This window comes from Aeromonas sp. R6-2, from assembly GCF_040908155.1.
GTDB lineage: Bacteria > Pseudomonadota > Gammaproteobacteria > Enterobacterales > Aeromonadaceae > Aeromonas > Aeromonas schubertii.
On record NZ_JBFODE010000046.1, the window covers coordinates 1 to 24,271 of the forward strand.

Here is a 24,271-nt window from a genome sequence, read left to right on the forward strand (position 1 = left end):
CTTGCTCAGGAAACCATCGTCTCCTGCTTCCCTCCCCCGCGCCACTCGCTAACATAGCCGTTTGGCAACCGCCTCATCGGAGTCACCCATGAGCCAGGCCTATGCAACATCGCAGGTTAACAGCAGCAGACTGGAGGCTGTCATTCAGGGGCGGTAGCCTTGCCGGATGAAATGGATAAGCAAGCGTTGTCCACGACGACCCGCTCAACATGATGACGGCCTCATGCTGATTTCTGAGCTGTTTACGCTGGCGTGGTTTGGCGGCGCTTTCAATGAGCAACTCATGTACTGTTTTTTTACACAGCCGTCATGGTGGCGCAAAAAGAGGACGTCACGCGAATACGCCCAGCCAGCAGAGGTGATCTGGTAATATGATGACTTCATAATTTTTTTACTTGGCGGCGATGCAGATGTTACGGAGTTAGATGGAATTCTCTGCTAACGGATTAGTACCGCCTTCCATCTAATCACTGTTATGTTTATCCATTGACATCGATGTAACATTCTAATTTCTTTAGGAATAGACTTAAATCAAACATCGTTCTGTTGGCGCGTGGTACTCTTTGTAGGTCTATTCTGAGCTTGGAGTATTCATGTCAATAACAAGTAAATCAATAAAACTTTTATGGTCTAATGCTGCTGGTCGCTGTTCCTTCAGGGGGTGTACAGAACGGTTGTCAGTAGAAGAGGCTGAGGGTGTTGCTCCTTATACTCTCGGTGAGATGGCTCATATTAAAGGTAATAAATTGGGTTCAAACCGATATGATCCCGAACAAACAGATGTAGAAAGAGATAGCTACGAAAACCTAATATTACTTTGTCCTACTCATCACACGCTCATAGATAAAGCGGAAAATGAAAGTGATTTCTCTGTCGAGTTGCTTCATGAAATGAAGCAAGAACATGAGGAGTTTATTTCAAATCGCCTACAGGTTTCTGAGCTTGAGAATGTCGAGCAATTAAAAGACAAAATTGCTCCATATATGGCTGAAAATCACCAAGTATGGGAACAATATGGACCAATGTCGGAAAATGCTAGAAAAAATCCTAACAGTGATCAAGTTTATGCTCTTTGGACTTCAGAACGCCTCTCTACGATTGTCCCGAATAATAGAGAAATTAAAGCTCTGCTAGTGAAATACCGAGCATTATTTTCTCGAAAGGATCAAAGAGTAATAAGTAAGTTCATACAGCATGTAGAAAGTTACGAACAGTGGGTACATGATAAAATTCCGTACAACGCAGTTCAGCGATTTCCGAGTGAATTTGAAGATTTGATATTAGGAGAATGATATGCCAGCACATAACGATAACTTTCCTTGGATGAGCTATTACGGAAACTACAAGTTTTTTGAGCAGCGTATGAATGAACACAGCAAAGTTAACTCTTGTCGACAGTTAGATGCTGGTTTGTATAGTATCGAGCTAAATACAGGTAAAACGCTGAAAGTTTTTATTTGTGAGTGCTATTCGTTTGGTACGGCTGAGTACGTAGAATCATGTGAAAATTATGGTTCACTGGATGCTGTAATTATAAGCTCAAACTGGTGTGGTTATTCGCTTGAATTAAAACGTGATTGTATGGCTGCTCAAGTTGGAATCTTTGATATTGGTGGATTTATGGCGGCTATTAATAAACGAGATTACTGGACGCATCTAACTGATTATGAGAAAGATAAATTTAGGGAATACGGCTGGGCGTGAGTCATTAGCTGAAGTTTATGGTTTTGGCTCTTTCTTCAAAGGCACTTCAACTTTTAATGATGTTGATATTTTAATAGTACATAACTCAACTAGTTTTGAGTCATGTAAAGACGCTATATCTTTGAAAAAGTGTCTAGTAGCAAGAATAGATAAATTGTCTGTTACTATGCTTTCAAAATCTGAAGAGTCTGAGCTTGATTTTATCGCCAAAGCCTCTGCAAAATATTTGTCATCATACAATGGTGGTAATTTATGTGAGGTCATAGCCGCTGTGAAAAATAGTGGCAGAGTGAATCGATAAACATAACAAAGCATTTAAGAAGGACTCACAACGCGTGGCACTTTTGCCATGCGTTTCTTTATGTGATTAAGGTGTTATGCATTAAGTGCGTTTGTGCGTTGTTCGCCCCTTAATGCGGCGTTAGCACTCAGGAGAAAAACAATGTCATCACTGATTTTTTATACAGATTAAGAACAGGCACTTATTGGTGAAGTTGGGACACCCACCATTTTGAGCACCGCGTAGCGGCCAACTGACTCGCTAAGCCCCCTTGGTCACTATCCGGCACGGTATTGGCTCCCCCTTCAATCCGCCGAGGGGAGGAAGCAAGGTCAGGAGCGCCATCAAGGATGATGGCGCAGCCGCAGGCGGCATAGGGATATGCCGTGTGCGGCGGTCCGTCCGACCTTGTGACTGAGCCGAGGGAAACCGCGCAGCGGTCGGATTGGCGGGGGAAGGCCTTCTTGGTGACTTCTTGGGCCAGCAAGAAGTCACTCGCCACAGCCCGCAGGGCAGGGCGAAACCCCTATGCGGCATAGCCGCATCAAGATGCCTGCCATAGGCAAGGAGCTTGCCCGAGCGCCTCCAAATTGGCGGGGGAAAGGCCTTCTTGGTGACTTCTTGGGCCAGCAAGAAGTCACTCGCCACAGCCCGCAGGGCGGCGAAACCCCTATGCGGCATAGCCGCATCAAGATGCCTGTCATAGGCAAGGAGCTTGGCCGAGCTCCCCCGCTAGTCCAAAAAAAACCCGTCATTCGACGGGTTTTTTATCATCCAGGGCTCACCGGTCAGCCGGCAAGCCGCCTGGGTCAGCTTACTGACCGCTTCCCGAGTTGCGGGTAGAGGGACGACGGCGGGAGGCCGGAGTGCGGGCGCGGCCACCGGCGGTGGACTGCAGCTCCTTGTGGCGCTTGACGGCGCGGCGGATCTGGGCAGCCTGCTTGTGGCGGTTGGCCTTGCTGTCGGCGTGCACGTCGACCTTGGACTCGGTCTCACGGTGCAGGCCCACCAGCTCGCGCAGGTAGTTCACCTCGGTGAGCTTGAGCTCCTGCCAGCCGCCGCGCGGCACGGCGCGGTCGAGCTTGACGTCGCCGTAGCGGATCCGCATCAGACGGCTCACCTGCACCTCCTGGGACTCCCACAGGCGGCGCACTTCACGGTTGCGCCCCTCGGTCAGGGTGACGTTGAACCACTGGTTGAGGCCCTCGCCGCCGGCCGGCTTGATCTTGTCGAACTTGGCCATGCCATCCTCGAGCTGCACCCCCTTGCGCAGACGCTGGAGCATGGCTTCGTTGATCTCGCCAAACACGCGCACCGCGTATTCGCGCTCCACCTCGTGGCGCGGGTGCATCAGGCGGTTGGCCAGCTCACCGTCGGTGGTGAAGAGCAGCAGGCCCGAGGTGTTGACGTCGAGGCGACCGACGGCAATCCAGCGCCCCTCGGAGAGGGCCGGCAGGCGATCGAACACGGTCGGACGCCCCTCGGGATCGTGACGGGTACACATCTCCCCTTCCGGCTTGTGGTAGGCGAGAACGCGGCAGATCAGATCTTCGGCGGGCTTGGTCTTGACGGTGTGGCCGTCAATCCGGATCACGGCGTTGGCTTCGACGCGATCTCCCAGGGTGGCGACTTTGCCATCCACACTGACCCGACCCTCGGTGATCAGGGCCTCCATCTCACGACGGGAGCCGTGACCCGCACGGGCCAGCACTTTTTGCAGTTTTTCACTCATCGGGTTTACCTGATTGTTGTGCGCTCTCGGCCAGGGGGACCGACAACGGGGTTTGTGCCTCGTCCAGCTCGGGGAGCTGATCCAGGCTCTTCAAATTGAAATAGTCGAGAAACTCGCGGGTAGTGGCAAGCAACTCGGGGCGGCCCGGCACCTCTTTGTGGCCGATGCCGCGGATCCAGCCTCGCTCCTTGAGGGTGGTGACTATCTGGGTCGAGACCGCCACGCCGCGGATCGCCTCTATCTCGGCCCGGGTGATGGGTTGACGATAGGCGATCAGCGTCAGGGTCTCCATCACGGCGCGTGAATAGCGCGGCGCCCGTTCGCTCCACAGGCGCGCGAGCTCTTCGGCGTACTCCTGGCGGGCCTGAAAGCGCCAGCCCGAGGCGACCTCTTTAAGCTCGACCCCGCGCGGCTCGTACTCCTGTTTCAGCTCCGCCAGCAGCAGCTGCACGTAGCGGGAGGTGACCGGGTAGTCGGCCAGCACGCTCCCCTTGATCTCGGCGACGGTGAGCGGCCGCCCGGCCACCAGCAGGGCCGCCTCGATGAGGCACTTAAGCCGGGGTGTGGGCAGGGCCATGGTCATGCTCCGGGTCGCTCGCCCCGTCCGCCAGGGCAAAATGGATGGGGCCAAGGGGCTCGGCCTGCAGGATCCAGATCAGGGACTCCTTGCACAGCTCGAGCAGGGCGAGAAACGTCACCAAGACCCCCATGCGCCCTTCATCCGCCTGCAGCACCTGCTCGAAACGCAGGGTCGCCCCCGGGGTGAGCCTGGCCAGGATCTCGGCCATCCGCACCCGGGTCGGGATCTGCTCGCGTCTTATCTGATGGTGCTCAAAGTGAGTCGCGCGTTTTACCACACTTTGCATGGTCAAGGCGAGTTCAATCAGGGCGACGTCGGGTGCGAGCGGCTTGAGAGCGCCAAAATCGGGCGGCAGGGCGCTTGCCACAAAAATCTCCCGCTCCAGGCGTGGCAAGGCGTCGAGCCCCTCGGCCGCCACCTTGTAGCGCTCGTACTCCTGCAGGCGGCGCACCAGGGCCACCCGGGGGTCTTCCCCCTCTTCTTCCTCGAGCTCGGGGGCACGCGGCAGGAGCATGCGCGACTTGATCTCGGCCAGCCAGGCCGCCATCAGCAAATACTCGGCCGCCAGCTCCAGGTTGAGGCCACGCATCAGATCCACATAGGTCAGATACTGGTTGGTGATCTCGACGATGGGCAGGTTGAGGATGTCGAGCTGCTGGCGACGAATGAGGTAGAGCAGCAGATCGAGGGGGCCCTCGAAGGTCTCTAAAAAGACCTCGAGGGCGTCCGGCGGGATGAAGAGATCCTGCGGCAGCTCGGTATAGGGCTTGCCCTCGACCAGGGCGATGGGGGACGTCATCACTCGAAGGGGGTCGGGTCCCCGGCACCGCGGCGACGGATCACCGGCTCGTCATCGGAAAAGTCCACGACCGTGGTGGGCTGCTCGCCCAGATACCCGCCGTTGATCACCAGATCGAGCTGCTTGCCGAGCTTGTCGGCGATCTCTTCCGGATCATACTCGGCCATCTCGGAGCCGGGCAGGATCAGGGTGGTGGAGAGCAGCGGCTCGCCGATCGCCTCGAGCAGGGCCAGGGCTATCTTGTTGTCGGGCACCCGGATGCCGATGCTCTTCTTCTTCTCGTTCATCAGGCGGCGCGGCACCTCCTTGGTGGCCTTGAAGATGAAGGTATAGGCCCCGGGAGTGTTGTTCTTGATGAGGCGAAACGCGCTGTTCTCGACCCGGGCATAGGTGGCGAGCTCGGAGAGATCGCGGCACATCAGGGTGAAGTCGTGGTTGGCGTCGATGCGGCGGATGCGGCAGATGCGCTCGAGCGCCCCCTTGTCCCCCATCATGCACCCCAGGGCATAGCCCGAATCGGTCGGATAGGCGATGACGCCGCCGCTTTGCAGGATCTGCACCGACTGGCTGATGAGGCGGACCTGCGGGTTGTCGGGGTGAACGTAAAAATGCTGACTCATGGTACCTCCCGGGGTGATCCCGGCGATTGCTCACGCAATGGGGCGGCAGCGGCCGCCATCGAACGGGCCCGACGCTCGAGCCCACAAAAATCTATTGTGCGCCCCTTTTCAGGCGCTTGCATCTGCCGTGACATCGGCGGCGGTGAGCCCGAACAGCTCGGGATGGGCCTGCCACAGGGGGCGGCCATGCTTGGGCAGCCACAGGCCACGCCCCAGCTCCAGCCAGGGCTGGGGGAAGTGGAAGTCCGATCCCACCGAGATGAGCAGGCCGTGCTCCTCGGCCCACTGGCCCAGGTTGGCGCGCTCGGTGGGGCTCTGCTGGGGCAGGCAGGCCTCCATGGCATCCCCCCCGGCGGCCTTGAAGGCCACCAGCAGCCGCTTGAGCCACTTGGTGGAGAGATCGTAGCGGCTGGGGTGGGCCAGCACAGCGCGCCCGCCGGCCTGCTGGATGATGGCGATGGCGGCCGCCATCTCGGGCCACTGGGCCGGCACATAGCCCTTGTTGCCACGGCTTAAATACTTCTTGAACACCTTCTGCATGGAGTCGGCCACCCCGACGCTCACCAGATAGCGGGCGAAGTGGGCACGGGTCACCTCGGCGTCACCGGCCAGGGCCAGGGCCCCCTCGAAGGCACCGGGGATGCCGCATTTTTCGAGCCGGCGCCCCATCTCCTCGGCCCGCTCCCGGCGGCGGCGCCCCTGATCGGCCAAAAAGGTGAGCAGGCCATCATTTTTTACATCGACGCCGATCCCGACCACGTGGATCTCGTGAGACTCCCAACCGCTCGAGATCTCGACCCCGCTCACCAGCCGAAGGGGCAGCGCCTCGGCGGCGAGGGTGGCGGCCGCCTCATCAAGCCCGGCAAGGGTGTCGTGGTCAGTGATGGCTAACACACCCACCCCCTTTTCGGCGGCGCGGCGCACCAGTTCGCTGGGGGAGAGGTGGCCGTCCGAGGCGGTGGTATGAGAGTGCAGATCGAATCGCAACAAGGGGATGGGGTGCTCCATGGCTGAAAAAAGCGGCTTGACTTGCTCGCCGGAATATCGTTTTACTGTACGCACTTCAACTGCAAGGCAACAGGATAATCTCATCATGCTCGCAACCCTCACCCTGAACCTGATCTGGTGGTGGCACACTCCCTCATAGCGGGCGTGTGGTGGTTGCTGCATCTGTAAAACCTGGCAGCAGAGAAAGAACCCAAGAAAAGCCCGCTGACATCAGCGGGCTTTTTTATTATCCGGCAAATGGACGAGCGATGAAACCGATGAAACTGACCCGGCGATGGCGCGGCTTGACCCAATCCACTCCAACTCACTGATTTAGCGACATTTACGATTAAGGAAACCAGGACATGATCATCGTACTCAAGCCCACCGCCAGCGAAACCGACGCCAAGACCCTGCTCGGTCGCATCGAGCGCACCGGCCTCAAGCCCCTCTACCTGCCGGGCGCCGAGCGCATCGTGCTGGGGGCCCTCGGCGACGAGCGCGTGCTCGAGCAACTCAACCTCGATGCGGACCCCATGGTCGAGTCGGTCAAGCCCATCCTCTCCAAGTACAAGCTGGTGAGCCGCGAGCTGCACCCCCACGACAGCCAGGTGCGCATCGGCAATCTCACGGTCGGCGGCGATACCTTCGCCCTCATCGCCGGCCCCTGCTCGGTGGAATCGAGCGAGCAGCTCCACAGCGTGGCCGCCATGGTCAAGCGCCACGGGGCTCAGGCCCTGCGCGGCGGTGCCTTCAAGCCGCGCTCCAGCCCCTATGGCTTCCAGGGACTCGGGGAGGAGGGGCTCAAGCTGCTGGCCGAGGCCAACCGCGAACACGGCCTGCCCACCGTCTCCGAGGTGATGGACGCCAGCGACGTGGATCTCATGTGCCAATACGTCGACTGCCTGCAGATAGGCGCGCGCAACATGCAGAACTTCCGCCTGCTCACCGCGGTCGGGCAGACCGACAAGCCGGTGCTGCTCAAGCGCGGCCTGTCGGCCACCATCGAAGAGTTCCTGCTGGCCGCCGAATACATCTATGCCGCCGGCAACCATCGCATCATCCTCTGCGAGCGTGGCATCCGCACCTTCGAGACCGCCACCCGCAACACCCTTGACCTGAATGCGGTCGCCCTGCTCAAGCAGAAGAGCCACCTGCCGGTGCTGGTCGACCCGAGCCACGGCACCGGCATCCGCGAGCTGGTGATCCCCCTGTCGCGCGCCGCCGCCGTGGGGGCCGACGGCGTCATCGTCGAGGCTCACCTCAACCCGGCCGAGGCCCTCTCGGACGGCCATCAGGCCCTGACCGAGCCCCTGTTCCGCCAGCTGGTGGCCGAGCTGACCCCCTTCGTGCAGGCCGCCGGCCGCCACCTCTGACTGAAAGGATGCCACCATGACCCCGCTTCCCCTCGGCAAGTTTGAATCCCTGCGACTGTCGGCCCCCTATGTGGCCGACCCCCTCGCCCTCTATCGCACCCTGTGCGGCGAGCGCCCCAACACCCTGCTGCTCGAGTCGGCCGAGATAGACAGCAAGGCCGGCACCCAGAGCCTGCTGCTGGCCGATGCCTGCCTGCGCCTGGAGTGCCGGGGCCAGCGGGTCGAGGTGCGCCCCCTCACCCCCAACGGTGAGCCGCTGCAACGGCTGCTGGCCGAGCGGCTGCCGGCAGGGGTTGAGCGCAGCCAAGGGGCCAAGGGTGAGTTACTGCTCACCTTCCCGCGCGCCGATCAGGCGCAGGATGAGGACAGCCGCCTCAAGGCGGTGGGGGTGCTCGACGCCCTGCGCACCCTTATCAACGAACTGCAGACCGAACAGGAGGCGGGCAGCCTCTTTCTCGGCGGCTGCTTCGCCTATGACCTGATCGCCGCCTACGAGGATCTGCCCGAGGTGCCAGAGGGGAGCAACGACTGCCCCGACTACTGCTTCTATGTGGCCGAGACCCTGATCACCATCGACCACCAGATGCTGACCACCCGGCTGCAGGCCTGCGTGTTCGGGGGCGACACCTTCGGCCCCGGCTATCGCCGTCTCTCGGCGCGCCTGGCCGAGCTCAAGGAGGCCTGCGCCGCCGCCCCGGCCCCGGAGCAGGCCGCCCCGGTCGTCACCGGCAATCTCGCGGTCGATCAGGATGACAAGCGCTTCTGCGCCGAGGTGGAGCGCCTCAAGGGCTTCATCCGCAAGGGCGACATCTTCCAGGTGGTGCCGTCGCGCAGCTTCTCCCTCCCCTGCCCCGCGCCGCTCGCCGCCTATCGCCGCCTCAAGCAGACCAACCCCAGCCCCTACATGTTCTTCGTGCAGGACGAGGGGTTCACCCTGTTTGGCGCCTCCCCCGAGAGCGCGGTGAAATTCAGCGCCGCCAGCCGCCAGGTGGAGATGTACCCCATCGCCGGCACCCGCCGCCGTGGCTTCAACCCCGATGGCACCATCAACGCCGATCTGGATGGCCGCATCGAGCTGGAGCTGCGCCAGGACGAAAAAGAGGTGGCCGAACACCTGATGCTGGTCGATCTCGGTCGCAACGACATCGCCCGCATCAGTGAGCCCGGCACCCGCTATGTGAAGGACCTGCTCAAGGTGGATCGCTACAGCCACGTGATGCACCTGGTCTCCCGGGTGGTGGGCACCTTGCGCTCCGATCTCGACGCCCTGCACGCCTATCAGGCCTGCATGAACATGGGCACCCTGACCGGCGCCCCCAAGATCCGCGCCAGCGAGCTCATTCGCCTGGTGGAGGGGAAGCGACGCGGCAGCTATGGCGGCGCCGTGGGGTATGTAAGCGGTGACGGCGAGATGGACACCTGCATCGTGATCCGCTCCGCCTTCGTCAAAAATGGGGTCGCCCATGTGCAGGCCGGCGCCGGCGTGGTCTACGACTCCAAACCGCAGGCCGAGGCGGACGAGACCCGCGCCAAGGCCGCCGCCGTGCTCTCGGCCATCGCCGCCAGCCACGGCACCACCCTTCAAGCCCTCAGCGTCAGCACCGAACAATAAGGAAGTGACCCATGACTAACATCTTCCTGCTCGATAACTTCGATTCGTTCACCTACAACCTGGTGGATCAGTTCCGCTCCCTCGGCTATCCGGTGCGCATCTACCGCAACAGCCTGCCCGCCGCCCGTATCATGGAGGAGATCGCCGCCTGTGACGGCGAGGCGGTGCTGGTGCTCTCGCCGGGACCGGGCGCCCCCCATGAGGCGGGCTGCCTCATCGAGCTCATCACGCAAGCCCGGGGCAAGGTGCCGATCCTCGGCATCTGCCTCGGTCATCAGGCCCTGTGCGAAGCCTACGGCGGCACGGTCGGCCCGGCCGGCGAGATAGTCCACGGCAAGCGCTCCCTGATTGAGCACGACGGCCACGGCCCCTTCGCCGGCCTCTCTCACCCCCTGCCGGTGGCCCGCTACCACTCCCTGGTCGCCACCTATGTGCCCCCCGAGCTGACGGTGACCGCCCACTATCAGGGTATGCCCATGGCCATCGAGCAGCCCGAGGATCGCGCCCTCGGCTTTCAGTTCCATCCGGAGTCCATTTTGACCAGCGAGGGGGCCCGTCTGCTGACCCAGGCCCTGGCCCATATCACCCGCGCCGGCGATCCCCAGTAAGCAAGGAGGCTCATATGCATCAGTTTCTTAACACCCTCTATCAGGGCCACAGCCTCAGCCGTGAACAGGCCCGCGACGCCTTCGGTCAGGTGATCCGCGGCGAGGTGGAGCCCGTGCTGCTGGCCAGCCTGCTCACCGCCCTCAAGATCAAGGGGGAGACCCCGCAAGAGATCGCCGGCGCCGCCGAGGCGCTGCTGGCCGAGGCCCGCCCCTTCCCGCGCCCGGACTACGCCTTCTGCGACATCGTCGGCACCGGTGGCGACGGCCTCAACACCATCAACGTCTCCACCACCTCGGCCCTGGTGGCCGCCGCCTGCGGCCTGAAAGTGGCCAAGCACGGCAACCGCTCGGTGTCGAGCAAGTCGGGCTCGAGCGATCTGCTCGACAAGATGGGGATCCGGCTCGACATGAGCCCGGAGCAGGCGCGCCATTGCCTCGACGAGCTGGGGGTCTGCTTCCTGTTCGCCCCCCAGTACCACGCCGGGGTGCGCCACGCCATGCCGGTGCGCCAGGCCCTCAAGACCCGCACCCTGTTCAACGTACTGGGGCCGCTCATCAACCCGGCTCGTCCCGGCTATCAGCTGATGGGGGTCTATGCCCCCGAGCTGGTGCGTCCGATTGCCGAAACCCTGCTGGCCTTGGGGCTGAAAACGGGTATGGTGGTACACGGCGCCGGCCTCGACGAGGTGGCCATCCACGGCCCGACCCAGGTGGCCGAGATCCGTGACGGGGAGATCCGCGAATACCTGCTGACCCCGGCCGATTTTGGGCTCGAGACCCACCCGGTGAGCGCCATCGCAGGCGGCGAGCCCGAAGAGAACCGGGCCATCACCGCCGCCATCCTGGCGGGGCAGGGCACCCCGGCCCACAACGCCGCCATCGCCGCCAACGTGGCCCCCCTGCTGCTGATGGCAGGCCAGGTAAAGAGCCTGAAGGAAGGGGCCGAGCGGGTGCTGGCGGTGCTGGCGAGCGGCAAGGCCGCCGAGCTGGCCCGCGCCCTGGCCGTCTTAAGCCACGCCGAATAATGGAATCGATGCACAAGGACCACATCATGCTCAATCACCCCTCCCTCAGTCAGACCATTCTCGGCAAGATTGTCGCGACCAAGCTGCAGTGGCTGGAGGAGCGCAAGCTCAAGGAGCCTCTGGAGAGCTTCCAGGGGAGCCTGACCCCAAGCGATCGGGACTTCGAGGGGGCCCTGCGCCAGGGCGGCACCCGCTTCATCATGGAGTGCAAGAAGGCCTCTCCCTCCAAGGGTCTCATCCGCGCCGACTTCCACCCCGAGGCGATCGCCGACGCCTACGCCCCCTATGCGGCCGCCATCTCGGTGCTGACCGACGAGCCCTATTTTCAGGGGGAGTTTGCCTTCCTGCCGCGAGTGCGTGGCCGGGTCAGCCAGCCGGTGCTGTGCAAGGACTTCATGATTGACCCCTACCAGGTCTATCTGGCGCGCCACTACCAGGCCGACGCCATCTTGCTGATGCTCTCGGTGCTCACCGACGAGGGGTATCGCACCCTGTTCGCCATCGCCCGCGAGCTCGGCATGGGGGTGCTCACCGAGGTGAGCAACGACGAAGAGGCCGAGCGGGCCATCGCCCTCGGCGCCCCCGTCATCGGCATCAATAATCGGGACCTGCGCGATCTCAGCGTCGATCTCGAACGCACCCGTCACCTGTCGGCACGCATTCCGGGCGATCGCCTGGTGGTGAGCGAGTCCGGGATCTATCACAGGGCCCAGGTGGCCAGCCTGCGCGACCATGCCAAGGCCTTCCTGGTGGGCTCTTCCCTGATGGCCGAGGCCGACCTGCCCCGCGCGGTGCGCAAACTGGTGCTGGGCCAGAACAAGGTGTGCGGCCTGACCCGCCCCGAAGACGCGGCCGCGGCCTATCGCGCCGGCGCCGTCTACGGCGGCCTTATCTTCGTGGCCAAGAGCCCGCGCTACGTGGACATCCCGGCCGCCCGCGCCGTGATGGCCGGCGCCCCCCTCGATTACGTCGGTGTGTTTCGCGGCGCCCAGCCCGAGACCATCGCCAAGACGGTCGAGGCGCTGGGGCTCGCGGCGGTGCAGTTGCACGGGGAGGAAGACGCCTTCTTCATCGCCCGCCTGCGCCCCCTGCTGCCGGAAGGGTGCCAGATCTGGAAGGCGGTGCCGGTGACGGCCGGTGAGCCACTCCCCCCCCTCGACTACCCCTGCGATCGCCTGCTGCTCGACAGCAAGGTGGCCGGCCAGAGCGGCGGCACCGGCGTCGCCTTCGACTGGGGCCTGCTCGCCGGGCTCGACAAGTCGCGCCTGATGCTGGCCGGGGGGCTCGGCCCCGCTAACGCCCTCGAGGCGGCCCGGGTGGGCTGCCTGGGCCTTGATTTTAACTCCGGGGTCGAGTCTGCCCCCGGCGTGAAGGATGCGGGCAAACTTGCCGCCGCGTTCGACCAGTTGCACCAGCTTTGATAAGGAAGATGACCATGACCCTGCTCAACCCCTTCTTCGGTGAATTTGGCGGCATGTACGTGCCGCAGATCCTGATGCCGGCCCTGCTCCAGCTGGAGAAGGCCTTTGTCGATGCCAAGGACGATCCGGCCTTTGAGGCCGAGTTCCAGGCCCTGCTGACCGAATACGCCGGGCGCCCGACCCCGCTCACCCTGACTCGCAACCTCACCAAGGGCACCAGGACCCGCCTCTATCTCAAGCGCGAAGACCTGCTGCACGGGGGGGCCCACAAGACCAACCAGGTGCTGGGTCAGGCCCTGCTCGCCAAGCGCATGGGCAAGAGCGAGATCATCGCCGAGACAGGTGCCGGCCAGCACGGGGTGGCCACAGCACTGGCGTGCGCCCTGCTCGGGCTCAAGTGCCGCGTCTACATGGGGGCCAAGGATTGCGAACGGCAGAAGCCCAACGTCTTTCGCATGAAGCTGATGGGGGCCGAGGTGATCCCGGTGCACTCGGGCTCGGCCACCCTCAAAGATGCCTGCAACGAGGCGCTGCGCGACTGGGCCGCCAACTACGAGAGCGCCCACTACCTGCTCGGCACCGCCGCCGGCCCGCACCCCTTCCCGACCATAGTGCGCGAGTTTCAGAAGATGATCGGCGAGGAGGCCAAGGCCCAATGCTTCGAAAAAGAGGAGCGCCTGCCCGACGCCGTCATCGCCTGCGTCGGCGGCGGATCGAACGCCATCGGCATGTTTGCGGACTTCATCGATGAGCCTTCCGTGCGCCTGATTGGCGTCGAGCCGGGTGGCCACGGTATCGAGAGCGGCGAGCACGGCGCGCCGCTCGGCCACGGCAGCAAGGGGGTCTTCTTTGGCATGCACTCCTACCTGATGCAAGACGAGCAGGGGCAGATCCAGGAGTCCTACTCGGTCTCGGCGGGCCTCGACTTCCCCTCGGTTGGCCCGCAGCACGCTCACCTGGCCGCCATCGGCCGCGCCGAGTATGTCTCCATCACGGACCAGGAGGCCCTCGACGCCTTCCAGGAGCTGGCCCGCTCCGAGGGGATCATCCCGGCGCTGGAGTCCTCCCACGCCCTGGCCCACGCCCTCAAGATGGCGCGCAGCGAGCCGGAAAAAGAGCAGGTGCTCATCGTCAATCTCTCCGGCCGGGGCGACAAGGACATCTTCACCGTCGCCGACATTTTTCAAAAACAAGGAGTCCTGTAATGAATCGCTATGCGGATATGTTTGACCGTCTCGATGCCGCCAAGCAGGGCGCCTTCGTGCCGTTTGTCACCCTGGGCGACCCCACCCCCGAGCTGTCGCTCGCCATCGTCGACGCCCTGGTCGAGGGGGGCGCCGACGCCCTCGAGCTCGGCATCCCCTTCTCGGATCCGGTGGCCGACGGCCCGACCATCCAGGGTGCCACCCTGCGCGCCTTCGCGGGCGGCACCACGCCGGATCGCTGCTTCGAGCTGCTGGGGCGCATCCGCGCCAAGTACCCAAGCCTGCCCATTGGCCTGCTGGTCTACGCCAACCTGGTCTATGTGCGCAAGATCGACGGCTTCTACGAGAAGTGCCAGCAAGCTGGCGTGGATTCGGTGCTGGTGGCCGACGTGCCGGTGCAGATGTGCGAGCCCTACAAGGCCGCCGCCGACCGGTTTGGCATCGACAGCATCTTTATCGCCCCCCCCAACGGGGACGGCGAGACCCTCAAGGCCGTCGCCGAGCTCGGCCGCGGTTACACCTACCTGGTGAGCCGGGCCGGCGTGACCGGCGCCGAAACCAAGGCCGGCATGCCGGTAGAGGGGCTTATCAACACCCTGCGCGAGTTCGGCGCCCCCCCCGCCCTGCTCGGCTTTGGCATCAGCGAGCCGGCCCAGGTGCGTGACGCCATCAAGGCCGGCGCTGCCGGCGCCATCTCGGGCTCGGCCGTGGTGAAGATCATCGAGACCCACCATCAGGATCCGGCCCGTATGCTGGTGCGCCTCAAGGAGTTTGTGGAAGGGATGAAGGCGGCGACCAATAGATAAAGTCGGGTATGGGGTCGGTTGTTTGTGGCCCTGAGTTGCCAGTTCGCATAACCATGTAAAAGGGAGCCTGACCGGCTCCCTTTTAATGTCTCTGATCAACCTCTTCTAGGGCCTCGCCAAGACATTGCGTCCAGAGCCTCCAGCAGCCTCACCACGCTTTCCACTTCCACCGCATCGAAGTCATCACGTTCCTCATCATGAACGCCCTTGTTCAAATATGTCCAAGTCAACGTGGTTTGGGGGATACCTAGTAGCGTATTGAGGTGAGCCAATAGCGGAGCCTTATTATCATGGGTAAAATGCGCCGCCGCATTAAGTCTCGCACGCAGGGTATCGCACAGATCGCGCAACCCAGGCTCACCACCGGCGCGATTCAGTTCCAACCGTAAGGCGCCCAGATCATGGTTGCCCAACCAACCCCATATCTTACGAGTCAAATGCTCAAGAGCCTGGCGACAGGCCGTTAACGCCGAGCGATGGTCACGCTCCAAGCAAGCAGCTCTGGCCTTGAGTAGGTAACCCCGAGGAGCTCCTCCTCTGACTCTGGGTTGATGATCCCCTAGATGATGGTCAAGCAAATAGAGTTTGCAGTGAGCTTGTCGGGCTGGTGGCAGATTATTCTGAATATCCTTGATGAACTCGTTGCTATGGCAAGTCACGATGAACTGAGTCTGCTGGAAGCGCTCATCTTCAAACAAGGTGGCTCTGATGCCACTGCGATGATCATGGTCGATGGCGTTGAGTACATCATCAAAGATAATCAGCGGCGTATTGATGGATTGAGCTTTGGCGATCAGTATTGCCAAGCCCAAGCAGCGAATGTGCCCCTCGCTTAACACTTGGAGGGCATCAACAAAACGCTCAGGTTGGCCGCGAAAGGCTAGTTCAATCACATCATTACCGGTAACGGGTAGCCGCAGTGCAGCCAACAGGTCATGTTCATGATCGTGTCGATTGAAGTCGTTGTAGAGACCCAATGCTGCCTCGCTGATCCCGGCCATCAATCGAGCAGGGAGCTGTTCGCGATATTGACGTAGGTATTGAAGAAATTGGTTATAGGCAGTGTTGAAAAGCCCATCTGATTCCATTTGCAAGCGCTCTTGCCGCACTTCCTCCACCAATGGTGCATTGACATCATTAAAGGCAGCTATTCGTTGCAGTGCGGCGGCCAGCTCTGTCTCAAACTGGCTACGTTTGCCATCTTGAACCCGGATCTGAGCATATAGCTCTTGAAGGCGCTGACGTTCGGCAAGCAAGGGGATACGCTCTTCATGCTGCTGACGAATGGTTTCGTCCCGCTCAGCAATGTGTTTGGCAGTGTCAACCAGCGCGTCCAAATAGGCTTTATTGGCAGCGTCAAACAAGGGGGTCCACCAAGTTGCCTCCTGTAATGTCGACAGCTGCTGCAAGAAAATGGCAGAAGGAGATATGGGGACGGTAGGGTCAGTTGTCATGAAGGCTAACAGAGTATGTATTTGCCCTCTCAACTCATGGGCTGCTTGTTGCAATGACAGTTTCGCTTGGTCTCGTTGAGTCTCAAGCTGCACAAGCTCAAGCAGTTGTGCAAGACCAGCTTCAGCATGTATGTAGGGATCCCGAGTAACATTCGTCAACGGGGTATCACAAGCTGGACAGTGATCGCCGTGCTGTTCCCTGAGAGCTAAAAGCGCTTGGTAAAGCCCCTTGAAAGAGACCTGTTCACTACGTTGATGCAACTGGTGGTTGAGCTCGGTGAGCGTGTGTTGTTCACGCTGCAAGGTGTCCAATGCATGGACAAAGTGTTCCGAGGTAAGTCCGATGACAGCAGGAATCTGCTGAGTAAGCCGCTCATCCAGTTCCAACAATCGACCAGGCTGTTCGGGGGTGCCAACCGTCTGTTTGAGTGTCGCATAGTCTTGGGCAATGCCAGATTGCTCGGCCAGCAGAGCCTCTTCCTGTGCCAGTTGAGAGCGGCTCGCAGCCGCCTGATCTCGGCGCTGCTCATCTGCGGCCAGTGCTTGACGACGCAAATTCAACGCTTGTGCCTTGTCGGCAGTCAATGTCAGTTGCTGGGTAATAGCACCATTAAAGTGGCTGACAAATAAGTTGAATGGCTCCATGCCAAACAGGGTCGCTATCAAATCTCCGCGTTGTCCAGCTGGACGAGCTGCCAGACGTGAGAACGTATCTATGCGGTTCTTTTCAACAAAGCAGAAACGATAGCGCTCCGCATCCACCGGTACCTGCTGCGGCCCTTGCGGAGTGGAGCCTTGTAGCTCGGGAGCAACAAATCGACCTTCATGGATATTACGTAAATAAATGGGCAATTGGATTCGTTTAGCTTCAGCTTCATCCACGGCGCCAAGTAATGCGTATTCCAGAGCCTCACAAAGGCTGCTTTTTCCACTGCCATTAGGACCATACACCAGGGTCAACTGCTGATTGAGTTCGAATTCAACCTGATTGCGGAATCCGCGAAACGGTCCAAGACGCATGCTGTGCAAACGCTGAAACGACCATTCGCCCTCTTCTTGGTCGATAGGACCCACTTCTGGCGCCCCTAGCCCCTGCTGCGCCCAGTGGGCACGCATCAGACTAACCAACCTGATTGATCGCTGGCTCTGGTGACGCGTCGTTCGGGATAGTGTGTCAAAGTGGTTCAGACACAAGGAAGCGAGTCGACGCACATCTTCAGGAACAGGGGGATTGGATTGGTAAAGCTCATGGACGAAGGCTCGAAAGTCATGTAGGGCGGAAGGCATTGGGGCTCCTTGTAGGGTTAATTATCATTTACCCGAAAGTATGCCTTTTCTGTGCTTTCGATAGAGTGCGCCACCCCACACAATAGCCGCAGCGGTTACAGGGTAATTAGACGCCCCCTACCTTTCGGAACAAATGGCACCATCGCCAGCACACAAACTTATGAGCGTTCCAGTTTTGGTTTGCTCCACCAACAATATATCCAACCACTATTCCCAACCTCACCAATGTCCCCCCCTGCCCCAGACCCGCCACCCCATAAACACCAGCATCAATACAACCCCCGGCAGCCAGACCCAGTAGAGCTCGGAGAGGATCACCGCCTCACCTCGGGCGGTGAGATAGGCCTCCAGCTTGAAGGGGGCGACCCGGATCACCTGCCAGGGGGCGAAGAAACGCTCGTCACGCCACGGCCAGAGCCAGCCCACCCCCTTGCCGCCGGTGGTGAGGGAATCGAGCAGGCTGTGGGAGAGCAGAGAGACCAGCAGAAACGACCAGACGGTAGCGGCGCTCGCCCGAAATTGGCGGTGAAACAGCATGGCCAGCGTGGGCAGGGCAAAGGCGAACAGCAGGGAGTGGGTAAAGCCGCGGTGGCCAAAGACATGACCGTAGGCAACCCCCAGTTTGAAGGCCAGCACGTCGGCATCGGGCAGCATGGCGATGGCAACCCCTGCCAGCAACAGGCGCGGCGGGATGAGCCGGCTGCCAAGCCCGAGCCCAAGGCAGAGAGGGACGGCGGCGTGGGTGACTATGGTGGGCATAGGACAAAGATCCATCTGAAAACGTGATCCTACCTTATCTCCGCTCAGTGAAGTGAAGGTGAAGTCATCCTCTTATTATGTTGCTGGATTCCCCCATCGAATCCTTATCCATCAGTCAGAAGAGGCGTCTCTCTGAAAGTGATGAAAACGGCTGTGACACGATTTCTCCCAAACCAGGGCTGAAATCATGTCGTTTATACCCTGCGCATTGGCTCGTTCGTTGTTTGCTGAACGCAGAGCCAACCATCCTTGGTGCGTTAACTTGAAATGTTCATTTAGACAGCCGCTTACATGGAGAACCCGATAGTGTTAAGTAGTCACTTCGGCTCACATAAGGAAATTGGGATAAGGAAATTTTGACTCCCACTTTTCTGTTATGTTGTCATTACACAGGCTTACGCCTTCACCCAGCAAGAACCGTCACCATGATAAAAACCGCCATCCAACTTCTGTTCAAACCGCTTCTGGCGGTCGCCTTTCTCTACGTATGCAGCCTGCCGGATAGCCTCTACTTCGACCCACCCATGTTGTTTTATGTCGCCATGTTTCTGCTCATCCTGGCCACTACCGTCTATCAGAGGGTCAAGAGATCGCGCCCCCGCTGAGTTGTCCCCCTCTTGGCCCCCCCATGGGATGCCTACCATTCTGAGCGCCGCGTAGCGGCCAACAGAGCCGCACTCTGCCACCCCGGTCACTGTCGGGCACGGTATTGCAGCCACCTGCAAGGGCGAAATTGGGACACTCACCATTTTGAGTGCCGCGTAGCGGCCAACAGAGCCGCAATCTGCCACTCCAGTCACTGTCAGGCACGGTATTGCCCCCCCCTGCAAGACGCCGAGGTGAGTTGAACGGGTCAGTAGGGGGCGAAATTGGGACACCCATCATTTTGAGTGCCGCGTAGCGGCCAAAAGATCAGCAATCTGCCACCCCAGTCACTGTCGGGCACGGTATTGTCTACCCCCTCCAATCCGCCGAGGGGAGGAAGCAAGGTCAGGAGCGCCATCAGGGATGATGGCGCAGCCGCAGCGGGGCATGGATGCCCCATCTGCGGCGGTCCGTCCGACCTGGCGACCGAGCCGAGGGAAACCGCGTAGCGGTCGGATTGGCGGGGGAGGGCCTTCTTGGTGACTTCTTGGGCCAGCAAGAAGTCACTCGCCACAGCCCGCAGGGCGGGCGAAACCTCTGTGCGGCGTAGCCGCATCAAGATGCCTGACACAGGCGAAGGAGCTTGGCCGAGCTCCGCTTTTGCTCGGCGGTACGACCAACCCGTTCAATGAGCCGAGGGCATCCGCGCAGCGGACGGCTTGCCGGGGGTGGCCTTTCTTTTGGTGACTTTTCTTTGGCCACGCAAAGAAAAGTCACTCGCCACAGCCCGAAGGGCAGGGCGAAACCCTTTCGAGGGCAACGCCCTCGCATGCAAAGTGCCCGTCGTAGGCAAGGAGCTCGACCGAGCTCCTCCAGGTGGGCAGGCGAAACCCCGTCGAGGGCAGCGCCCTCGCGTCCCCTGCGGCAACGCCGCATCAAAAGCCTTGTCGTAGGCCAGGCGCTCGGCCGAGTTCCTCACAGAGCGTAGGGCTACCTTGAGCAGGCGATGGCCATTGTCTACAATGGCGCCCTTTATCGAGAGCAGGTGATGACCATGAGCGACACCCAAACCAAACCGGCCCTGCCGGATCGTCTGGCGGCCAATCCGCGCAGCCCCCACTATGTGGCCGAGTGCTTCGAGCACGAGATCGGCATTCGCCTCAACGGCAAGGAGCACAGCACGGTCGAGGAGTACTGCATCAGCGAAGGCTGGGTGAAGATCCCCTCCCCCAAGGCCAAGGATCGCTATGGCAACCCCATGCTGATCACCCTCAAGGGCACCGTCGAGGCCTATTACCGCTAAGGCGCTCGCCCCCCGCGATGACAAGAGACCGGCCCTGCGCCGGTCTCTGGCTTTTGGGCGCACACAAGAACAAGCCCCCGGTCGGGGGCTTGGTGACGGAGGGCAGGCCTCTCTACCTTGCTCGCACGCCCGAACGGACGCCTACTCGATAGGGATGCGCTGGCCACTCTGGGGGTTGCTCTGCTTGGGCAGGCTCAGGGTGAGCAGGCCGTTGTCAAAGCGGGCATTGACGCCGTCGAGTGTGACATCCATCGGCAACTCGAAGCTGCGAGCCACACTACCGTAGTAGCGTTCGCTGCGCAGCAGGCGCTCTTCCTGCTCCTGGCTGTCGTGCTGACGCACCTCGGCACGAATGGTGACGACGCGCCCCTGGATGTCGAGGTGGATATCCTCCTTGCGCACACCGGGCAGCTCGGCCAGAACGGTATAGAGCGAGTCGGACTCCTTGACGTCCAGCTTCACCTGAGCCGGCAGCGGGTCCCCGTGCAGGGGCTTGACGGTAAACCCGGAGGCCAGGTCCCGAAAGAGATCGTCAAACAGGCTGGCACGGGACGGTAACAGGCTCATGGCTTCCTCCTTCTCTCGTTAGACACCCACCTTGAAGTCTAAAAAGCCCGCTCCCGGCTGCAAGACGATCTGCCACTCCCCTGATCCGGATCAACTTTCCCGCCCCGGGGGAGCCGACCCCTCCATCTGGCCGTGATGGCCCGCTTCGGGCTAAGATGGCCGCCGTTGCCCACCCTCAAGGAGTCTGACCGATGAAAATCTTGTTGCTGGTTGCCGTGCTCGGCCTGGCCTTCTACTTCTTCACCAGCCAGCAGGCGCGCAAGCAGGCGGCCGAGCATAGTCGCCAGGGCGAAGCCTTCCTGGCCGAGAACAAGGGCAAGGAGGGAGTGCAGAGCACCGCCTCCGGGCTCCAGTACCTGATCCTGAGTGAGGGGAGCGGCGCCGAGCGTCCCGGCCCCACCAGCCGGGTCAAGGTCCACTACGAGGGAAGTCTGCTCGATGGCACCGTCTTCGACAGCTCCTACGCTCGCGGCGAACCCATCACATTTGGTCTCAATCAGGTGATCGCCGGCTGGACCGAGGGGCTGCAGCTGATGCACCCGGGGGAGAAGATGCGGCTCTTCATTCCCGCCCACCTGGGTTATGGCAACCGCTCCGCCGGCAAGATCCCGCCCGGCTCCACCCTGATCTTCGACGTGGAGCTGCTCGCCATCGAGTGAGTCTGGCCCGCGAGACGCTAGTAACACATTGATTAATAGTGTTTTGAATCCGTTTTCATGATCCCCTTCACAGAGCGTCGAAGGGGGTCATGAGGCTGGTCACAAAACCGTCACGCCCCGCTTGTTGCCCTCCCGCTTGCCCCGTCACTCTCTTCGTCAGCCTTCAGGGCGCTCCCGCCCTCGAGGCGCACACGGAGAACAAAATAATGAAACACACAGTGGGCTTTCTGGTGGCAGCATCCTTGCTGACCGCCCCTCTGGCGCAGGCGGATGTCATCCTCCACGCCTTCAACTGGAAATACGCCGACATCACGGCCCAGGCCGACGCCATCAAGGCGGCGGGCTACAAGATGGTGCTGGTCTCCCCTCCCCTCAAGTCCTCGGGCAACGAGTGGTGGGCACGCTATCAGCCCCAGGATCTGCGGCTCATCGACAACCCTCTTGGCAACAAGCAGGCGATCGAGCAGCTGATCACCGCCATGTCGGCGCGCGGCATCGCCGTCTACGCCGATGTGGTGCTCAACCACATGGCCAACGAGACCTGGAAGCGTCCGGATCTTAACTACCCGGGCCAGGAGCTGCTTGGCCAGTACGCCGCCAACCCCACCTATTTCGAGCGCCAGAAGCTGTTTGGGGATCTCGGCCAGAACTTCCTCTCGGGCGGTGACTTCCACCCCGAGGGGTGCATCAGCAACTGGAACGATCCCTACAATGTGCAGTTCTGGCGCCTGTGTGGCGGGGCCGGCGATCGGGGCCTGCCGGATCTCGATCCCAACAACTGGGTGGTGAGCCAGCAGCAGGCCTACCTCAAGGCCCTCAAGCAGATGGGCTTCAAGGGCTTTCGCATCGATGCGGTCAAGCACATGAGTCCCTATCAGATAGGCGCCATCTTCACCGGCGAGATCACCTCGGGGATGCACGTCTTCGGCGAGGTGATCACCTCGGGCGGCGCCGGTGCCGGGGACTACGAGACCTTCCTGCGCCCCTATCTCGACGCGACCAACCACGGGGCCTATGACTTCCCCCTGTTTGCCTCGATCCGCTCGGCCCTCTCCTATGGCGGCAGCATGAACCAGCTCGCCGATCCGGGGGCCTATGGCCAGGCCCTGCCGGGCAGCCGCGCCGTCACCTTTGCCATCACCCACGACATCCCCACCAACGACGGCTTCCGCTACCAGATCCTGGGTCAGCAGGACGAGAAGCTGGCCTACGCCTATCTGCTCGGCCGCGACGGGGGCACCCCCATGGTCTACTCCGACCACGGGGAGACCAAAGACAAGGACGGGCTGCGCTGGCAGGACTACTGGAAGCGCACCGACCTCAAGGGCATGATCCGCTTCCACAATGCGGTGCAGGGGCAACCCCAGCAGCTGATCGGCAGTGGCGATTGCTTCGTGCTCTTCAAACGGGGCAAGGCGGGCCTGGTCGGCATCAACAAGTGCGACAGCGAGCAGGAGTACTGGCTCGACACCGGCAAGTTCGAGATGAACTGGAACCGCAACTACCGGGACGTGCTGGACGCCAGCGCCGTGATCAACGTTCAGAGCCAGTGGGTGCGCCTCGCCATCCCGCCGCGCTCGGCGCGGATGTGGCTGCAGGAGTAACCTGACAGATCCGGCAGGCCACCCCGCCCCGAGGTGGCCTGCTCTTCGTAAGAGGCTATGGTAAGGTGTCGCCTGGCACCTTGTGCCTGTCGTGGCGATCCGGTTCATCTTCAAGGAGAGCACCATGCCCGGATCCCTTGTGTTACTGCTCGGCGCCTCACTCGCCGTCACCGATCTGCACACCCCCCTGCCCGCCCATCACTTCACCACCACCGAGCGCGTCGCCGCGCTGGCCGATGTCACCGCGCCGGACGAGCAGCTGTTCGTCTACGGGGAGGCAGCCCTGGCCTTCGACCTCGAGGGCTACCTGAGACGCGAGGCCCCCCATTTGCTGCCCAAACTCGAGACCCTCAGTCACTGGGCCGGCGCCACCAGCATCAACCCCCAGCTGCTGCTGGCCCTGATGGAGCAGCGCAGCCAACTGCTGAGCCAGCCCACGGCACGCGCCGTCGAGCAGCCCTTCGGCATGGCGGTCCGCGAGCGCGGCTTTACCTCCCAGCTCGCCGCCATGGCGCGTACCCTCTCCGAGCGCTTCTACCAGGCGCGGGAGCTGGCCGAGCGCCGGCCCAGGGGGGTGGCGCGCCCGATCGCCCCCACCGCCCTGGCCCTGCAGACCCTGCCGGGCACAGGCCACCGCCCTCTGGCCGAGGTGTACGAGCAGCTGTTCGGGCGCGGCAGCTTCCGCAGTGCGGCACTCCCGGCCGCGGCCCCGCTCCCCCTGCTCGCCGGCCTGTTCCAGCTGCCCTGGCGCCAGGGTTACCGCTGGAAGGTAAACGGCGCCCACGCTCACTCGGGCTCGGGCTTTCCGCTCTCCTCTATCGATGTCTCCTACGACTGGCCGCGCTGGGGCAGCCCCACCTACACGGTGACGGCGGCCAACAGCGGCACCGTCACCGTCTTCTCCCGCTGCCAGGTGCGGGTGACCCACTCCAGCGGCTGGGCCAGCAACTATTACCACATGGCCGACATAGCCGTGCGCAGCGGCGACTATGTGGAGGCCAACACTCGCCTCGGCACCTACGCCGGCACCCGCAGCCAGGCCCTCTGCGAGGGGGGCAGCTCGACCGGCCCGCACCTGCACTTCTCCCTGCTCTACAACGGGGTGTTTCGCTCCTTGCAGGGGATGACGCTGGGGGGCTACAAGGTCAACGTCGGCCACTACAGCTATGACAATCACTGCAGCCGCTTCTGGCTCGACGATCTGGTGGCCGGCCAGCGCCGCTGCGCCTGGCAGCCCCTCAACAACCACGGCCTGTAGAGGGCAACGAAAAGACCCGCCGCGGCGGGTCTTGTTATGT

Annotated in this window: 22 protein-coding genes and 1 pseudogene; 15 read left to right on the plus strand and 8 right to left on the minus strand. The window is 61.5% G+C overall.

The annotated features are described in order from the left end of the window. Positions 1-593 precede the first annotated feature (593 nt). The 3 genes from AB5Y48_RS12475 to AB5Y48_RS12485 are packed head-to-tail and all read left to right on the plus strand — an operon-like array spanning position 594 to position 2,005. The gene (locus tag AB5Y48_RS12475; RefSeq protein ID WP_002045001.1) at positions 594-1,292 is read left to right on the plus strand and encodes an HNH endonuclease; all 699 of its coding nucleotides are present in this window, start codon (positions 594-596) and stop codon (positions 1,290-1,292) included. Between the two features lies 1 nt (position 1,293). Next, positions 1,294-1,704, plus strand: coding sequence for a hypothetical protein (locus AB5Y48_RS12480; protein WP_368164653.1), 411 nt, complete (start codon positions 1,294-1,296; stop codon positions 1,702-1,704). Then, on the plus strand, positions 1,667-2,005 hold the full coding sequence (locus AB5Y48_RS12485) for a nucleotidyltransferase domain-containing protein (RefSeq protein WP_080387110.1): 339 nt from the start codon (positions 1,667-1,669) through the stop codon (positions 2,003-2,005). Before AB5Y48_RS12480 ends, AB5Y48_RS12485 begins: the two co-directional genes overlap by 38 nt. Before the next feature lie 793 nt (positions 2,006-2,798). Here AB5Y48_RS12485 and rluB read toward each other — a convergent pair. The 5 genes from rluB to AB5Y48_RS12510 form a co-directional block, all read right to left on the minus strand. Further along, positions 2,799-3,716 (minus strand): 23S rRNA pseudouridine(2605) synthase RluB, encoded by a 918-nt coding sequence (rluB, locus tag AB5Y48_RS12490; RefSeq protein ID WP_050665468.1) that lies wholly within the window; start codon positions 3,714-3,716, stop codon positions 2,799-2,801. Beyond that, positions 3,709-4,293 carry an SMC-Scp complex subunit ScpB gene (scpB, locus tag AB5Y48_RS12495; RefSeq protein ID WP_050665469.1) on the minus strand — a complete coding sequence of 195 codons (585 nt, stop codon included), beginning with the start codon at positions 4,291-4,293 and terminating at the stop codon, positions 3,709-3,711. The genes rluB and scpB overlap by 8 nt, the downstream gene beginning before the upstream one ends. Further along, positions 4,268-5,095, minus strand: a complete 828-nt coding sequence (locus AB5Y48_RS12500) for a ScpA family protein (protein WP_050665470.1) — start codon at positions 5,093-5,095, stop codon at positions 4,268-4,270. The genes scpB and AB5Y48_RS12500 overlap by 26 nt, the downstream gene beginning before the upstream one ends. Further along, positions 5,095-5,715 carry an L-threonylcarbamoyladenylate synthase gene (locus AB5Y48_RS12505; RefSeq protein WP_050665471.1) on the minus strand — a complete coding sequence of 207 codons (621 nt, stop codon included), beginning with the start codon at positions 5,713-5,715 and terminating at the stop codon, positions 5,095-5,097. The genes AB5Y48_RS12500 and AB5Y48_RS12505 overlap by 1 nt, the downstream gene beginning before the upstream one ends. A gap of 108 nt (positions 5,716-5,823) precedes the next feature. Continuing rightward, positions 5,824-6,702 carry a PHP domain-containing protein gene (locus AB5Y48_RS12510; RefSeq protein WP_050665485.1) on the minus strand — a complete coding sequence of 293 codons (879 nt, stop codon included), beginning with the start codon at positions 6,700-6,702 and terminating at the stop codon, positions 5,824-5,826. Between the two features lie 365 nt (positions 6,703-7,067). On the opposite strand from AB5Y48_RS12510, the gene aroF reads away from it, so the two are divergent. From aroF to trpA, 7 genes and pseudogenes are all read left to right on the plus strand, one after another. Continuing rightward, positions 7,068-8,078, plus strand: coding sequence for a 3-deoxy-7-phosphoheptulonate synthase (aroF, locus tag AB5Y48_RS12515; protein WP_368164655.1), 1,011 nt, complete (start codon positions 7,068-7,070; stop codon positions 8,076-8,078). A 16-nt stretch (positions 8,079-8,094) separates the two neighbouring features. After that, a pseudogene (locus AB5Y48_RS12520) lies at positions 8,095-9,709 on the plus strand (anthranilate synthase component 1). Beyond that, on the plus strand, positions 9,702-10,298 hold the full coding sequence (locus AB5Y48_RS12525) for an aminodeoxychorismate/anthranilate synthase component II (protein ID WP_060584452.1): 597 nt from the start codon (positions 9,702-9,704) through the stop codon (positions 10,296-10,298). The pseudogene AB5Y48_RS12520 and the gene AB5Y48_RS12525 overlap by 8 nt, the downstream one beginning before the upstream one ends. Positions 10,299-10,312: 14 nt before the next feature. Then, positions 10,313-11,323 (plus strand): anthranilate phosphoribosyltransferase, encoded by a 1,011-nt coding sequence (gene trpD, locus AB5Y48_RS12530; protein ID WP_050665475.1) that lies wholly within the window; start codon positions 10,313-10,315, stop codon positions 11,321-11,323. 8 nt (positions 11,324-11,331) lie between these two features. Then, the gene (gene trpCF, locus AB5Y48_RS12535; protein ID WP_368164657.1) at positions 11,332-12,744 is read left to right on the plus strand and encodes a bifunctional indole-3-glycerol-phosphate synthase TrpC/phosphoribosylanthranilate isomerase TrpF; all 1,413 of its coding nucleotides are present in this window, start codon (positions 11,332-11,334) and stop codon (positions 12,742-12,744) included. A 14-nt stretch (positions 12,745-12,758) separates the two neighbouring features. Then, positions 12,759-13,949: a tryptophan synthase subunit beta gene (gene trpB / locus AB5Y48_RS12540; protein WP_224159481.1), complete on the plus strand. Its 1,191-nt coding sequence runs from the start codon at positions 12,759-12,761 to the stop codon at positions 13,947-13,949. Further along, positions 13,949-14,755 (plus strand): tryptophan synthase subunit alpha, encoded by an 807-nt coding sequence (gene trpA / locus AB5Y48_RS12545; protein ID WP_050665478.1) that lies wholly within the window; start codon positions 13,949-13,951, stop codon positions 14,753-14,755. Before trpB ends, trpA begins: the two co-directional genes overlap by 1 nt. 95 nt (positions 14,756-14,850) lie before the next feature. Here the strand turns inward: trpA and AB5Y48_RS12550 are convergent, their stop codons facing one another. Together AB5Y48_RS12550 and AB5Y48_RS12555 are read right to left on the minus strand one after the other, a co-directional pair. Continuing rightward, entirely contained in the window at positions 14,851-17,283 is a 2,433-nt protein-coding gene (locus AB5Y48_RS12550) for an AAA family ATPase (protein ID WP_368164658.1), read from the minus strand. Between the two features lie 432 nt (positions 17,284-17,715). Continuing rightward, positions 17,716-18,255 (minus strand): metal-dependent hydrolase, encoded by a 540-nt coding sequence (locus AB5Y48_RS12555; protein WP_368164660.1) that lies wholly within the window; start codon positions 18,253-18,255, stop codon positions 17,716-17,718. A 425-nt stretch (positions 18,256-18,680) separates the two neighbouring features. Here AB5Y48_RS12555 and AB5Y48_RS12560 point away from each other — a divergent pair, with 425 nt between their 5' ends. Together AB5Y48_RS12560 and AB5Y48_RS12565 are read left to right on the plus strand one after the other, a co-directional pair. Further along, positions 18,681-18,860: a hypothetical protein gene (locus AB5Y48_RS12560; protein ID WP_050665484.1), complete on the plus strand. Its 180-nt coding sequence runs from the start codon at positions 18,681-18,683 to the stop codon at positions 18,858-18,860. Between the two features lie 1,034 nt (positions 18,861-19,894). Further along, positions 19,895-20,143: a DUF3297 family protein gene (locus tag AB5Y48_RS12565; protein ID WP_005346163.1), complete on the plus strand. Its 249-nt coding sequence runs from the start codon at positions 19,895-19,897 to the stop codon at positions 20,141-20,143. A 141-nt stretch (positions 20,144-20,284) separates the two neighbouring features. Here AB5Y48_RS12565 and AB5Y48_RS12570 read toward each other — a convergent pair whose 3' ends face one another. Further along, entirely contained in the window at positions 20,285-20,710 is a 426-nt protein-coding gene (locus tag AB5Y48_RS12570) for an Hsp20/alpha crystallin family protein (protein ID WP_050665138.1), read from the minus strand. A gap of 191 nt (positions 20,711-20,901) precedes the next feature. Here AB5Y48_RS12570 and AB5Y48_RS12575 point away from each other — a divergent pair, with 191 nt between their 5' ends. The 3 genes from AB5Y48_RS12575 (at position 20,902) to AB5Y48_RS12585 (ending at position 24,231) form a co-directional block, all read left to right on the plus strand. Then, complete coding sequence (locus tag AB5Y48_RS12575) at positions 20,902-21,369, plus strand: FKBP-type peptidyl-prolyl cis-trans isomerase (protein ID WP_050665139.1); 468 nt, start codon at positions 20,902-20,904, stop codon at positions 21,367-21,369. A 206-nt stretch (positions 21,370-21,575) separates the two neighbouring features. After that, positions 21,576-22,973, plus strand: coding sequence for an alpha-amylase family protein (locus AB5Y48_RS12580; protein WP_368164662.1), 1,398 nt, complete (start codon positions 21,576-21,578; stop codon positions 22,971-22,973). Positions 22,974-23,097: 124 nt separating this feature from the next. After that, positions 23,098-24,231 (plus strand): M23 family metallopeptidase, encoded by a 1,134-nt coding sequence (locus AB5Y48_RS12585; protein ID WP_368164663.1) that lies wholly within the window; start codon positions 23,098-23,100, stop codon positions 24,229-24,231. The last annotated feature ends 40 nt before the right edge of the window (positions 24,232-24,271 follow it).